Here is a 14,178-nt window from a genome sequence, read left to right as displayed (position 1 = left end):
TCTTGCCGCGAAAACCGGGTCAGGTGCCGCAGAAGGTGCGGTAATCGGCAGAACCGTCGGGCGCCGGCTCGGCGTACCGCTGCAAGCCCGGACGTTCGGTGAACGGTGCGCCCAGCACCTCCAGTAGCTGCTCGACGGGCGCCAGATCACCGGCAGTGGCAGCGGTCAGCGCTTCCTCGACGAGGTGGTTGCGCGGGATGTAGACGGGGTTCACCGCATCCATCATCTCGGCGTCGGGGTCCAGGGCGCGCCACCGGGCCAGCCAGCCGTCGAAGGCGGCCAGATCGACGAACAACCCCCGGGCCGGTTCGACATCACCGCGGGCGGCGCGGCCCAGCTGCCGGAAGAACGAGGTGTAGTCGACACGGCTGAGCGCCAGCTGGGCGTGCAACTCGTCGATCAAGGCCGTCGACACCTCGTCGGAAAGCCCTTCTGGCAAACCGAGTTTGGATCGCATGCCGGCCGACCATGCCGATTCGTAGCGGACGCGGTAGCCGTTCAGCGACTCCTGCGCGAGGCTGATCGCCCGGTCCGGGTCGTCGTCCAACAGTGGCAGCAGAGTTTCGGCAAAACGCGCCAGGTTCCAGCCCATGATCGCCGGCTGATTGCCGTAGGCGTACCGCCCCCACTGATCGATCGAGCTGAACACCGTCTCGGGATCGTAGGACTCCATGAATGCGCACGGACCGTAGTCGATGGTCTCACCGGAGATGGTGGTGTTGTCGGTGTTCATCACCCCGTGCACAAACCCGACCAGCATCCAGCGCGCCACCAGGGTGGCCTGCGCGGCGATGACGGCATCGAACAACCCGTGATAGGCGTTCTCGGCGTCCGCGGCCGCTGGGTGATGCCGGGCGATCGCGTGATCGGCCAACCGCCGGACCAGCTCGAAATCGCCGGTCAGGGCGGCATACTGAAAGCTGCCCACCCGCAGATGGCTGCTGGCCACCCGCGCGAGAACTGCACCGGGAAGCTGAGTTTCGCGCTGCACGGGCCTACCGGTGGCCACGACGGACAGTGAGCGGGTGGTCGGGATCCGCATGGCGTGCATGGCTTCGCTGACGAGGTACTCGCGCAGCATCGGGCCGACCACGGCCAAGCCGTCGCCACCGCGCGCGAACGGGGTGCGCCCCGACCCCTTCAGGTGGAGGTCCCGTTCCCGCCCGTCGCGGCCGGTGAGTTCACCGAGCAGCAGGGCGCGGCCGTCGCCGAGACGCGGCACCAGATTGCCGAACTGATGACCGGCATAGGCTTGCGCCACCGGATTGGCATGCGCGGGAACGGCTACGCCGACCAGTAGCCCGATGCCGTCGGGGCTGTCCAGCCACAACGGGTCGAGTCCGAGTTCGTCGGCGAGTTTGTTGTTGACCACCAACAGTTTCGGGTCGGGTGCCGGTTCGGCTTGCCAGGGCACCGCCAGCTCGGGCAGCTCGCGGGCGAATCTGCCATCGAGGGTCAACGCGCCGTCGCGGGTGACGCTCATGCCGGCACCGGGCCTTCGCCGGGAGCCTCCACCAACAGTGACATCCCGTGATGTGCAGGCATTTCCACCGAAAAGCTGAACAGGTCGTCGACGGTGCCGATCTGCTTGCCGGTGAACATGTCCGACACGACGCCACCCGGCGGCAGCGTGTCCGAACGCACGGTGCCCGCCACCTCCTCGTTGGCGAAGTTGAGCACCGTCAGCTGGTAGTGGCCTTCATCGGCGAGCTCGTGCACCAGCACCAGCAGGCCGCGGTGGGACACCTCTGGGATGTCGATCTGTCTGCTGGTGGCGATGCCGTAGTGGGCGCGTACCCGCAGGATGGCCTGGAGCTGCCGGACAAAGCTGGTCTCGTCGGTAAGCTGATCCGGCAAGGAGCCGTAAAGGCTTCTACCGCGCGGCATTCCGGCCGGTGACATGGTGGCATCGGGGTTGACTCCCATCAGATCGTGCGCGGCACGATGAATCCACCTGGTGTCGCCACCTTGCAGAAGTGATGCGACCTGCGACGGTGGCAGGGTGAGCATCCCGCACAGGTCCCAACCCGACAGCGCAAAAACGCCGGGCTGCAGCGCGTTGAACATCGCCAGCAGCAGATGGGCACGCCGGATCCGGTCGAGATCGTCGATGGTGTCGAGGTCGGTGATCCCCAGCGTCGCCGCGATCACTGTTGCGGTGGTGCACGCGATCCCGTTGGTGGTGAAAACCAGGTTGTAAGGGGCATTTTCACCGGTGAGCTTCTCGGTGAGGTCGGCGCGGACGGACGCCCCGAGCTGCTCGCCGGTGACCTCGGCGCCCTTGTAGGTGAAGATATCGTCGCGATGCCCGTTGGACCAGTGCACCAATTCGTAGGTGAGCTCGTCGTGGTTCTGCAGGGCGTGTACCAGCGAGGCCGGGTCCACCTTGTGTTCCAGGGTGGTACGCAAGGTCAGACGCAGGAACTCGGTGTCGGCCGTGGCCAGCGCGTGCTGGTAGGCGGGACGGTTGATGAAGTCGTAGGACAGGTCGGCTCCGGCTTCGCCGATCTCACGGATGTCGTCGATGGTGAGGTTCAGCTCCTGGAAGGTGAACCCGCCGACCTTGCGGACCATGCTTGCGATCAGATGGTTGGCCGCCTCCGACAGGGGGTGACCTTCGGACCAGGCGGTGCTGTCTTCGGCGGCGGTCTTCTCCGCGCCCAGGAACCCGTTGGCGTCCAGCCGCAACCCGCCGGTACCCAGGTCGGCCAGCGAGTGCAGGGCGTCGCCGATGACCAGGCGCATGCCGGCAAACGACGGGTCCAGCCAGTTGATCGACGGTTGACCGTCCTTGAAGTAGTGCAGGTACACCCAGCGACGCTCCACGCCGTCGATGCCCATCACCGGGCGGGTGACGCTCCAGTTGGTTTCCTTGATGCCTTCGGCGAAGAAGATGACCCGCTGCAGCCGGCCGATGATGTAGCCGGCCTTGTCCAGCCACTCCTCGGTCGCGGTGTCGATGTTGACCGAGTCCGCGCCGGGAGCGACCTCGGGCAACTGCTCCCAGTCGCGGGGGTCTATTTCGACCATGTGATAGATGCCGGGGTAGTCGGCGTATTTCATCTCGGCCAGCCGGAAGTCGGCGCCTTTCCCGGTGTGACCGGGAACGATGTCGTCGATGATGGTGCCGCCGTACCAACCGGCCGTGCCGCACATCTGCCGGAACTCGTCCTCGGTCCCGAATGCGGGATCGATCTGGGTGCTGATGCGGTCGAAGTGGCCGTCGACGCTGGGGGTCTGGTCCCAACCCCAGATACCGCCGGCTCGCTTGACCGGGCCGGTGTGCACTCCCTGGATGCCGATCTCGGCGAATGCCTTCCACATCTCCTCGTCGGCCATGGCCTTGAGGAATGACTCGCCGGGTCGGGTGATCAGCGACAGCGGGTAGGCGGTGAACCACACCGCGGCGGTTTCGACGGCACCACGGGGGCTGGGGGTGGCGTAGGGGTTCTGCCACATCGAGCCCTGCCCGGAGAACTGCTGGCTGATCTCGTTGGCGTCCGACAACATCGACTGCGACAGCAACCACGACACGTATGCGGGGTTGACGCCGGTGGGGGGACCGTCCTGGGCCAGCGAGCGGCGGGTGAACGGCGCCTTGACCCGCGGACGGAACCTCAGCGAGCGTGGGCGCGCTGGATGCAGGTACTCGTCGAACGTGATCTCGGTCGGCTCGTTGGGCTGCTCGTCATGAGCGCTGTCATCGACACTGCTGTCCCCAAGACTGTCGCCGAGACCCTGGCGGTACTGGTCATCGCGGTCCGACTCTGCCGGTGCAGACATGAATCCCTTTCGCGCAAGCTCGAGACGTCAGCGTTCCAGGTGGGTATTACCAGCGTGCGGTGGTGTTGAAACCGACCTTGCGCTTCCCGGACACGAGAAACCACCCTACGGACGATTCCTGACGACGGCATGGCCGTCGATCAACGTCCGGCCGGACTCGTCGCCACCCCTAGCCACTGACAAGATGAGCATCTATGTTCTGCACCGGCGGCACCCGCGAGGTTTACGGGGCGTCGCCGCAGTCAACAGGTAGCCAGACAGCGTGAGGAGGTGGTTACCCGCATGCCGTTAGAGGTCGGTCAGGTCTTTGCCGGGTATGCCATCGTGTCGACGCTCGGTGCCGGCGGCATGGGAGAGGTCTACCTCGGTCAGCATCCGCGGCTGCCACGCCGGGACGCGCTCAAGGTGCTGCGCAGTTCGGTCACCGAAGACGAGGAGTACCGGCAGCGCTTCATCCGCGAGGCCGACATCGTCGCGGGGCTGACGCATCCGAACATCGTCAGCGTGCACGACCGCGGCGAGGCCGACGGGCAGCTGTGGATCGCGATGAACTACATCGACGGCACCGACGCCGGGAAACTGCTCACCGAGCACTACCCGAACGGCATGCCCGCCGAGCTCGTGGTCAAGATCGTGAACGGGATCGCCGACGCCCTGGACTATGCCCATGAACGGCAGCTGCTGCACCGCGACATCAAGCCCGCCAACATCCTGCTGACCGAGCCGGATTCCGAGAGCCCACGGATCTACTTGGCGGACTTCGGGATCGCCCGTTGGGCTGATGACACCAGCAAGTTGACGGCCACCGATGTCGCCGTCGGCACCGTGGCCTATGCGGCCCCGGAGCAATTGATGGGCGGTGAGGTCGACGGCCGGGCCGATCAATACGCGCTGGCCGCGACCGCTTTTCAGCTACTGACCGGCAAAGCCCTTTTCCATCACGGGAATCAGGCGGTGGTGATCAGCCAGCACATCAGTTCGGAGCCGCCGGACATTTCCGAGCGCCGACCTGAGCTGTCGGCGCTGGGGCCGGTCCTGACCCGAGCTCTGGCGAAGTCGCCGGCCGACAGGTTCGCCAATTGCCGACAGTTCGCTCGGGCGCTCGAACAGCGACTCGGCGACACCACAGGCGACATCGAGGCCACCCAACTCGCGTTTCCGTCCGGCCCGACGGGGACGAAGCGGCCACCGCGGCGAAACATGGTGTGGGTGGCCGCAACCGCGGCGGTGGTGCTGGTGGCGGCGGTGGTGGCGACCCTTGTGGTGCTGCAGACGCGCCAGCCGGAGGCCCCGAGCGCCGATTCACCGACACCAGGGGCGCCGCCGACAGGAGCTGCGCAGGAGACCGGGGCTGCGCCGACAGGAGTGCCGCATCTGCCCGTTGTCATCATCGGCGCCGACTGTGAACCTCTGGGCGCGGCGGGCGAAAGCGTCCAGGGCGCCCAGGCCTACTGCGCGCACCTGGTGAGCATCGACGCGCCGGTGTGGTCGCTCTACGAAGGCACTGTGCCCAGTCCGACGGTCACCCCGGGGCCGACAGACGAGGTGTACCCGGCGGATATCGAACAGCAGGTCCGGGTGTGCGTGCAGCAGACCGGGAAGAGCCGCCTCGAATGCCGAGACGACGTGCGCCGCGGCAACATCACCGGCCCGGCCTGAGGACTACAGCCCCCTCGGATCATCGGGCACGTCGACAGCGTGTTCGCGCAGCTCGTCGAGAGTGACCAGTTCCAGGGTGCGTTCATGGGTGGCTGCCAAGACGACCGGGCAGGCACGCCCCTCGCGTTGCGCGCGTAGCCAATTGGCCGCGGTCAAGCACCAGCGGTCACCGGGAACCAGACCCGGGAACCGGTAGTGCGGCATGGGTGTCGACAGGTCGTTGCCGATCGAGCGCTGATGCTCCAGGAAGTCCGCCGTGACGACCCCGCAGACAGTGTGGCGACCGACATCCTGCTCCCCGGTGGAGCAACAGCCGTCCCGGTAGAACCCCGTCAGCGGGTCGGTGCCGCAAGGTTCCAGGGGCTCGCCGAGGACATTCAGTTCCGCCATTCACCCAGTATCGCCCGCGGCCGGGCACAATATCGCGTGGCGATCGGCATCGGATGCCGCCGGAGTACAGGGGAGTGGATGAGCCGTTCGGGCAGGGCGCCGATGAGGCGCGTGGCGCTGGCCAGTTTTGTCGGCACCGCGATCGAGTACTACGACTTCTTCATCTACGGCACCGCCGCGGCCCTGATCTTCCCGACGGTGTTCTTCCCGAACCTGAGTCCCATGGTCGCCACGGTGGCGTCACTGTCGACATTTGCGGTGGCGTTCTTCTCCAGACCGGTCGGCGCGGCGGTGTTCGGGCACTTCGGTGATCGGTTGGGGCGTAAGCGGACCCTGGTGGCGACGCTGATGATCATGGGGTTGGCCACCGTGGCGGTGGGGCTGGTGCCGGGCGCCGACTCCATTGGTATCGCGGCGCCATTGCTGCTGATGGTGCTGCGGTTGTTGCAGGGTTTTGCCGTCGGTGGTGAGTGGGCGGGTTCGGCACTGCTGAGCGCCGAGTATGCGCCGAGCGATCAGCGCGGTCGATACGGGATGTTCACCCAGCTCGGGGTGGGGGCCGGCCTGGTGTTGGGCAACCTGGTGTTCCTGCTGGTCAATGTGACGGTGGGGGAAACGAACCCGACGTTCATGTCCTGGGGCTGGCGGGTGCCGTTCCTGTTCAGCGCGGTGCTGTTGGTGATCGCGTTGTACATCCGCATGAGTATCGACGAGACCCCGGTTTTCACCGCGCAACGCCGGGAGCCGTCCACGCCGCTGCCGTTGTCGGAGTTGTTCGGCACCCAGCTACGGCAGACGCTGCTGGCTTCGGGGTGCATGGTCGGGATCTTCACGTTCAGCTTCATGGGGGGCACCTACCTGATGGGGTACGCCACCACCATCTTGGGCCACCCCCGGGAACTGGTGCTCTCGGTCGGGGTGCTCGGCGGTATCGCGATGCTGTTGTTCACCGCGGGCTCGGCGCTGGTGTGCGATCGGGTGGGGCGGCGGCGCACCATCCTGGTGGGCTTCAGTCTGGCGGTGCCGTGGTCGGTTGCGGTGATGCCACTGCTGGACACCGGTTCCGCCGTGCTGTTCGGGATGGCGATTGTCGGCACCTACGCCATCCTCGGCATCGCCAGTGGCCCGATGGCCGCATTCCTGCCGGAGCTGTTCGCCACCCGATACCGCTACAGCGGAGCCGGATTGGCGTTCAACCTCGGTGGCATTGTCGGCGGTGCGGTGCCACCGATCATCGCCGGACCGCTGGTCGACGCATTCGGGCCCGGGGCCGTCGGGGTGATGATGGCGCTGCTGATCTCGGTCAGCCTGGCGGTGACCGCGGTGCTGCCGGAGACCAAAGGGGTTGATCTCGGCGCGTCCGGCCCCGCCGGCCCCGAGGACCATCTGGTCCCCGCAGCACCGGCCTCCAGTACCAGGGACGTTGGTCGGTAACCATGCTCCGGGACGGCGACGTCCCCCGGTCAGCAGGGGCACCGGAGCGCCGGTTTCGGGTCACCGCCCGATATCCGGTTGCCGTGACCACCCGGAACCCGCCTATCCTTTGCGGAGTGTCCGAGAAGTCCAGCAATGCGCTCTACCCAAGGCTGGATGGACTGACCTTCCGGGATGCGGCCCGGCTACGCCGTCGGCTGCGCAACCTGCGCGGGACCGACGATCCCGCCAAGCTCGCTCCGATCATCGAGCAGGTCGCCGCAGGTGAGGCGCTGGTCGCGACGCGACTGGCGGCCGTTCCACAGATCACCTATCCGGATCTGCCGGTCAGCGGCCTCCGCGACGAGATCGCGACCGCGATCAACAACAACCAAGTGGTGGTGGTCGCGGGCGAGACCGGCTCGGGTAAGACCACCCAGCTGCCGAAGATCTGTCTGGAACTCGGGCGGGGCATTCTCGGCACCATCGGCCACACCCAGCCGCGCCGACTGGCTGCACGCACCGTGGCCCAGCGCATCGCCGACGAACTCGGCACCCCGCTCGGGGAGACCGTCGGCTACACGGTGCGGTTCACCGACCAGGCCAGCGACCGCACCCTGGTGAAGCTGATGACCGACGGCATCCTGCTCGCCGAGATCCAGCGGGACCGCCGACTGCTGCGCTACGACACGTTGATCCTCGACGAGGCCCACGAACGCAGCCTCAACATCGACTTCCTGCTGGGCTATCTGCGTGAGCTGCTACCGCAGCGGCCCGACCTGAAGGTCATCGTCACCTCGGCGACCATCGAACCGGCCCGCTTCGCCGCGCACTTCCGCGGCGCCCCGATCGTCGAGGTGTCCGGGCGTACCTACCCGGTGGAAATCCGCTATCGGCCGCTGGAAGTGGCAGTGGGGGCCGGATCCTCCCCGACAGAGGCTGCCGATCCCGACGATCCGGACCACGAAATCGTACGCACCGTCACACGTGATCAGACGGAGGCGATCGTGGACGCGGTCGCCGAACTCGAAGCCGAGCCGCCGGGCGACGTGCTGGTGTTCCTGTCCGGGGAACGCGAGATCCGGGATACCGCCGAGGCGTTGCGTGGCGTTCCGGGTTTCAACCCGCACACCACCGAAGTCCTGCCGCTGTATGCCCGGCTGCCCACCGCCGAACAGCAGCGGGTGTTCCAGCCGCATGCCGGGCGGCGAATCGTGCTGGCCACCAACGTTGCCGAGACGTCACTGACCGTGCCGGGGATCCGCTACGTCGTCGACCCGGGGACCGCCCGCATCTCCCGCTACAGCCGTCGCACCAAGGTGCAGCGCCTGCCGATAGAACCGATCTCACAAGCATCGGCTGCGCAGCGCTCCGGTCGTTCGGGCCGTACCGCCCCAGGCGTCTGTATCCGGCTGTACTCGGAAGAGGATTTCGAATCCAGGCCCCGCTACACCGATCCGGAGATCCTGCGCACCAACCTGGCCGCAGTGATCCTGCAGATGGCCGCACTCGGGCTCGGGGATGTCGAGGCCTTCCCCTTCCTGGATCCACCGGACGGTCGCAGTATTCGCGACGGCGTGCAGGTGCTGCAGGAACTCGGAGCATTCGACCGGCAGGGGGCGCTGACCGAGGTGGGCCGCCGATTGGCGCAGCTGCCACTGGACCCGCGGATCGGCAGGATGATCCTGGCCGCTCACGACGAGGGCTGCGTCCGTGAGGTATTGGTGCTTGCGGCGGCCCTGTCGATTCCGGATCCACGGGAGCGTCCAGCCGAACAGGAGGAGGCGGCGCGGCAGAAGCACGCCAGATTCGCCGCCGATCATTCGGATTTCATGTCCTATCTGAACCTGTGGCGCTATCTCGGTGACCAGCGAAAAGAACGCTCCGGCAGTTCTTTTCGGCGGATGTGCCGCGATGAGTTCCTGCACTATCTACGTATCAGGGAATGGCAGGATCTCACCGGGCAGCTGCGCAGCATCGCCCGCGATCTGGGTATCCGGGAAGCCCCCGAATCCGACGAGCCCGCCGACGTGGCCAGTGTGCACCGTGCGCTGACCGCGGGGCTGCTCTCCCATGTCGGCGTGCGCGAAGGGGAGACCCGAGATTTCCTGGGGGCGCGCAATTCTCGCTTTGTGCTGGCCCCGGGATCGGTGCTCACCAAGCGGCCGCCACGATGGGTCGTGGTGGCCGAGCTGGTGGAAACCAGCCGGCTGTACGGGCGCACCGCGGCCCGCGTCGAACCCGAAGAGCTGGAGAAGGTCGCCGGGGATCTGGTGCAGCGCACCTACAGTGAACCGCACTGGGACGCCAAACGCGGCTCGGTCATGGCTTTCGAACGGGTGACCCTGTTCGGTCTGCCGTTGGTGCCCAGGCGGCGCGTCGGTTATGCCGACGTCGACCGGGAACTGGCGCGCGAGCTGTTCATCCGGCACGCCCTGGTGGAGGGGGACTGGCAGACCCGGCACCACTTCTACCGCGACAACACCAAGTTGCTCGAAGATCTGGCAGAGATCGAGGAGCGCGCCCGGCGCCGCGATCTGGTGGTCGGTGACGACGAAATCTATGCCCTCTACGATGCACGCATCCCCGAGGACGTGGTATCGGTCCGGCATTTCGACGGGTGGTGGAAGAAGCAGCGTCACCGGACCCCGGAGCTGCTCACCTTCACCCGCGACGAGTTGCTTCGCGGCGCCGACGACGCGCAGGACCGCCCGGACACCTGGCGTTCGGGCGACATGACGTTACCGCTGACCTACCGATTCGAGCCGGGCGCGGCCGATGACGGGGTGACGGTGCATGTGCCCGTCGAGGTACTGGCCAATCTCGGTGGTCACGAATTCGCCTGGCAGGTACCGGCACTGCGCGAGGAGCTGGTCACCGCGCTGATCAAGTCGCTGCCCAAGGAGTTGCGCCGCAACTTCGTACCGGCACCGGACACCGCCCGCGCGGTCCTGCCCGATCTGGCCCCCGACGAGGGGGTCCTTCTCGAGAGCCTTCAGCGAGAACTCAAGCGGCGCAGCGGGATACTCGTCCCGATCGATGCCTTCGACTTGGAGAAGCTGCCGGCGCATCTGCGGGTCACCTTCGCCGTGGAAAAGGCCGACGGCACCGAAGTGGGACGCGGCAAAGACCTCGACGCGCTGCAGAACCAGCTTGCCGCCCCGATCCGGCAGGCCGTTGCGGAAGCCGTTGCGGGAGGGCTGGAGCGGACCGGTATGACCGCCTGGCCGCAGGACCTCGACGCGATACCGCAAACGGTGGCGCGCACCAGTGGCGCTCACACCGTTCGGGGTTATCCGGCGTTGGTGGACGCCGGTGCGGCCGTCGACCTGAGGGTGTTCGCCACCGAAGGTGAGCAGCGGGCCGCCATGTCGCCGGGCCTTCGCCGGCTGCTCCGGATGGCGTTACCGTCGCCGGTGAAAAACGTTGAGAGAGCTCTTGATCCGCGTGCCCGCCTGCAACTCGGCGCCAACCCCGACGGGTCGCTCGCGGCGTTGATCGACGACTGTGCCGACGCGGCCGTCGCAGTGGTGGCCGGCGCGCCGGTGTGGACTCGAGCGGAGTTCGACACGCTGGCTGCCCGGGTGACCACCAAGCTGGTGCCGACCACGCTGGACATCATGCAGAAGGTGCAGCGGGTGTTGGTGGCCGCCCAGGAGGCTCGGCTGGCGCTGCCGGACCGGCCCACCTCCGCGCAGGCCGAGGCCGTCGCGGACATCGAAGCGCAGCTCGCCGCGCTGCTGCCGGCCGGATTTGTCACCCGTACCGGTGCGGCGCGCCTGGGGGACCTGACGCGATACCTGACCGCAGTGGTCCGCCGATTGGAGCGGCTGCCGCACGGGCTGGCGGCGGATCGGGAACGGATGCACCGAGTGGGCGCCGTTGCGGATGCCTACGACGAATTGCGACAGGCGCTTTCGCCGATGCGGGCGGCCGCCAAGGATGTCGCGGACATCGGGATGATGATCGAAGAACTACGGGTGAGCCTGTGGGCCCAGCAGCTGGGAACCGCAATGCCGGTCAGTGAGAAGCGGATCTACCGGGCGATCGACGCGATCACCCCGTGAGGTGTGTCAGTCGCGGACGATGACGGCGATGTAGCCGATCGGAATTCCGGTGTGCCCGGCGATACATTCGCGGGCGGCGACCGAGACCGAGGATCGGCGGCGGGCATAGGTCACGGCGTCGATCTCGGGAATCCGGATCTCCCAGCCGGAGGCGTCGCGGCTGACCTCGATGTCGAAGCACTGCCCGACGGTGGTGAAGCAAGCACGTGGGATGGTGCGTCGTCTGCGGAGAGCAGACGCATGCCTGACCAGGGGTGCAATGGGCATGACTGTTCTTTCTGAATCCATATTGTGAATTGCCGAGCATGAATGCCGTTCTGAACAGACAGAACCGCAAAAAAGAGTAGTCGGTTGAGATGATGATCACCTAATTCGTGGCCTCCGTCGGCGGGACTGTCATCCGAACAGGTAAAACTCGTGGCATGGTCCTACGACGATCGGTCGCCGTTCGAGCCCTTGCCGGATTCGCCTCGCTGTTCCTGGTGGTCGCGCCGACACCCGTCGCGTCGGCCCAACCGGGTGCCGTCCCGGTGGTCGATCCGGTGGTGCTGGCCGAGATTCCGCACGATCCGGACGCGTACACCGAGGCCTTCGAGATCGACGGGGACATCCTCTACGAAGCGACGGGCCTGATCGGCCGGTCGCAGCTGCGTGAGGTGGACCCGACCACCGGCACGGTGCGCCGTTCCGTGCCGCTGCCGGGTGAGTACTTCTCCGAGGGTCTGACTGTCGTCGACGACACCCTCTGGCAGCTCACCTATCAGGACGGGGTGGCAATCGTGTGGGACAAGGCGGCACTGACCCCGCTGCGCGAGATCCCGGTGACCGGCGAGAGCTGGGGTCTGTGCCGGGACGGGGACCGGTTCGTGATGAGCGACGGGACCGGCCGCCTGCAGTTCCGGGATCTGGACAGCTTCGCCGTGACCGGCGCCGTGGACGTCACCCGTGACGGTGCCCGGGTGACCGGACTCAACGAACTCGAATGTGTCGACGGGCAGGTGTGGGCGAGTCTGTGGCCCAGCGACGAGATCGCCCGGATCGACCCGGCGACCGGGAAGATCAACCTGATCGCCGACATGTCAGGGCTGTGGCATTTCGGTGATCGCTCAGTCGCCCAGGTGTTCAGCGGGATCGCCCATGTGGACGGCCCGGAGTTCTTGGTGACGGGAAAGAACTGGCCGGCGATGTTCCGGATTCGGATCGACGGCGTTTGAGGCGCCGGTCAGCTGCGGTGTTCTCCGGCGCTCCCGGGTGGGAGGGGTCATCGGCCGGTAACGTGCGGGCATGGGCAGCACGCGGTACGTCGCGCTCTTACGCGGGATCAATGTCGGCGGCCGCAACCCGGTGGCGATGACCGACCTCCGGGCCGCCATGGAGGCCCACGGACTGCGTGCGGTCACCACCTACATCCAGTCCGGCAATGTGCTGTTCGAGACCGACGCGCCCCGGGCGGCGCTGGAGGCCGGGATCGAAGGCACTCTGGAGAAGTCGTTCGGTGTGCCGTTGACGGTGGTGGTGCGGTCCCATCAGCAACTTCGCAATGTGATCGCCGGTGCTCCAGCGGTATTCGGCGAGCAGCCCGATGACCACCATTGCGACTGCGTGTTCCTGAAGGAGCCGCTGACCAGCAAACAGGTGATGGGCTTCGTCGAACTACGTGAGGGTGTCGATCAGGCGTGGCCGGGGCCGGGGGTGGTGTACTTCGCCCGGCTGAGCGCGCAGCGCACCAAGAGCAAGATGAGCAAGATCGTCGGCCGATCCGAGTACCGGCAGATGACCATCCGGAACTGGGCCACCACTGCGAAACTGCTTGCGCTGCTGGACGCCAGGCGTGACGGCTGAGCCTAGAGCTCCATCACGAACGCCAGGAACACGATGACCGGCACCGAGGCCAGGGTGGTGATCAACGTGACGTCGCGGGCCAGCGATTCGCCGCGCTGGAACATCGAGGCGTAGGTGTTGAGGTTCTGCGCCGTGGGCAACGCCGCGAGCACGGTCACCACGGCCACCTGTTCTGGGGAGGCGCCGAACACCCAGCGGGCCAGGACGTAGGCCAGGGCCGGCATCAGCATCACCTTGAACGTCGCCGTCAGGATCACGTCCACACGGTTGTTCCCCTCGGGACGCGCCGACTGCGTCACCAGCGCGATCCCGAAGGCGAGCAGCACGGTCGGGATGGCGAGGTCGGCCAGCAGGCTCAGCGGTTCGTGGATGGCTCTGGGCAGCGTGATGTCGGTGAGGGCAAGGGCCACGCCGATGGCACTGGCGACGATGATCGGGTTGGTGAGGAACTCCCGCACCTGAGACCGGACCGAGCTGCCGTCGCGGCCTTCGGAGGTGACGATGGCCACCCCCAGCGGGACCAGTACCACCGTCTGGAACACCAACAGCACCGACACCTCGGTGGTGCTACCAAGCACGTAGGCGCTCAACGGGATACCGAGGTTGGCCGAGTTCACCCACGATACCGCCCAGGCACCGATGGTGGCGTCACCGCGGCCGCGTCGCCGGATGCCGACGGCATAGCCGAAATAGAGCACAAACATCAGCAACGCGGCGACCGCCGACACCACCACCGGAAGTGAAAACACTTGGGAAGGGGTCGAATCCGAGAGTGTCACCACCAGCAGCGCCGGCACGCCGATGTGGAAGGCCACCCGGTTGAGCACCATCCGGGCGTTGTCACCGAGCACCCCGCTGCGGCCCACCGTGGCACCCACCCCAACGATGATGGCGATCACGGCGAAGGCTTCCAACACCGCCAGCACTGCAGGCCCCTTTCCGGGGCGCTCAGCCCGGGCTCATCGACACAACCGGTCGATTATCTCCGCTGTCGGTGGCGGATGCGCAGCCAGGCCTGCGCCGG

The 14,178-nt window shown here is 66.8% G+C and carries 10 protein-coding genes; 5 read left to right on the top strand and 5 right to left on the bottom strand.

Features of this window, described 5'->3' with window-relative positions:
* Positions 1–19: 19 nt before the first annotated feature.
* Complete coding sequence (locus tag WBB07_RS04850) at positions 20–1,483, bottom strand: protein adenylyltransferase SelO (RefSeq protein ID WP_526305275.1); 1,464 nt, start codon at positions 1,481–1,483, stop codon at positions 20–22.
* Positions 1,480–3,783: a maltose alpha-D-glucosyltransferase gene (gene treS / locus WBB07_RS04845; RefSeq protein WP_526305273.1), complete on the bottom strand. Its 2,304-nt coding sequence runs from the start codon at positions 3,781–3,783 to the stop codon at positions 1,480–1,482. The genes WBB07_RS04850 and treS overlap by 4 nt, the downstream gene beginning before the upstream one ends.
* A 282-nt stretch (positions 3,784–4,065) precedes the next feature.
* Between treS and WBB07_RS04840 the strand changes: the two genes are divergently transcribed.
* Positions 4,066–5,442, top strand: coding sequence for a serine/threonine-protein kinase (locus WBB07_RS04840; RefSeq protein WP_526305271.1), 1,377 nt, complete (start codon positions 4,066–4,068; stop codon positions 5,440–5,442).
* Positions 5,443–5,445: 3 nt separating this feature from the next.
* On the opposite strand, the gene WBB07_RS04835 is transcribed toward WBB07_RS04840, so the two are convergent.
* The gene (locus WBB07_RS04835) at positions 5,446–5,832 is read right to left on the bottom strand and encodes a DUF2237 family protein (protein WP_526305269.1); all 387 of its coding nucleotides are present in this window, start codon (positions 5,830–5,832) and stop codon (positions 5,446–5,448) included.
* Between the two features lie 102 nt (positions 5,833–5,934).
* On the opposite strand from WBB07_RS04835, the gene WBB07_RS04830 reads away from it, so the two are divergent.
* Positions 5,935–7,266: an MFS transporter gene (locus WBB07_RS04830; protein WP_526305317.1), complete on the top strand. Its 1,332-nt coding sequence runs from the start codon at positions 5,935–5,937 to the stop codon at positions 7,264–7,266.
* Between the two features lie 116 nt (positions 7,267–7,382).
* Positions 7,383–11,312 (top strand): ATP-dependent RNA helicase HrpA, encoded by a 3,930-nt coding sequence (gene hrpA / locus WBB07_RS04825; RefSeq protein ID WP_526305267.1) that lies wholly within the window; start codon positions 7,383–7,385, stop codon positions 11,310–11,312.
* A 6-nt stretch (positions 11,313–11,318) separates the two neighbouring features.
* Here the strand turns inward: hrpA and WBB07_RS04820 are convergent, their stop codons facing one another.
* Positions 11,319–11,525, bottom strand: coding sequence for a long chain fatty acid-CoA synthetase Faa4p (locus WBB07_RS04820; protein ID WP_526305315.1), 207 nt, complete (start codon positions 11,523–11,525; stop codon positions 11,319–11,321).
* Between the two features lie 209 nt (positions 11,526–11,734).
* Here WBB07_RS04820 and WBB07_RS04815 point away from each other — a divergent pair, with 209 nt between their 5' ends.
* Positions 11,735–12,526, top strand: coding sequence for a glutaminyl-peptide cyclotransferase (locus WBB07_RS04815; protein ID WP_526305265.1), 792 nt, complete (start codon positions 11,735–11,737; stop codon positions 12,524–12,526).
* A 70-nt stretch (positions 12,527–12,596) separates the two neighbouring features.
* A complete protein-coding gene (locus WBB07_RS04810) occupies positions 12,597–13,154 on the top strand; it encodes a DUF1697 domain-containing protein (protein WP_526305263.1) in 558 nt (185 codons plus the stop codon).
* A gap of 2 nt (positions 13,155–13,156) precedes the next feature.
* On the opposite strand, the gene WBB07_RS04805 is transcribed toward WBB07_RS04810, so the two are convergent.
* Complete coding sequence (locus WBB07_RS04805) at positions 13,157–14,080, bottom strand: AEC family transporter (RefSeq protein ID WP_526305261.1); 924 nt, start codon at positions 14,078–14,080, stop codon at positions 13,157–13,159.
* Positions 14,081–14,178: the final 98 nt, after the last annotated feature.

Origin of the sequence: Mycobacterium sp., assembly GCF_049647605.1 — a bacterium.
In the GTDB taxonomy this organism is placed as follows: domain Bacteria; phylum Actinomycetota; class Actinomycetes; order Mycobacteriales; family Mycobacteriaceae; genus Mycobacterium.
The sequence above is the reverse complement of the archived record's forward strand: the minus strand, read 5'-3'. Positions and strand labels throughout refer to the sequence as shown.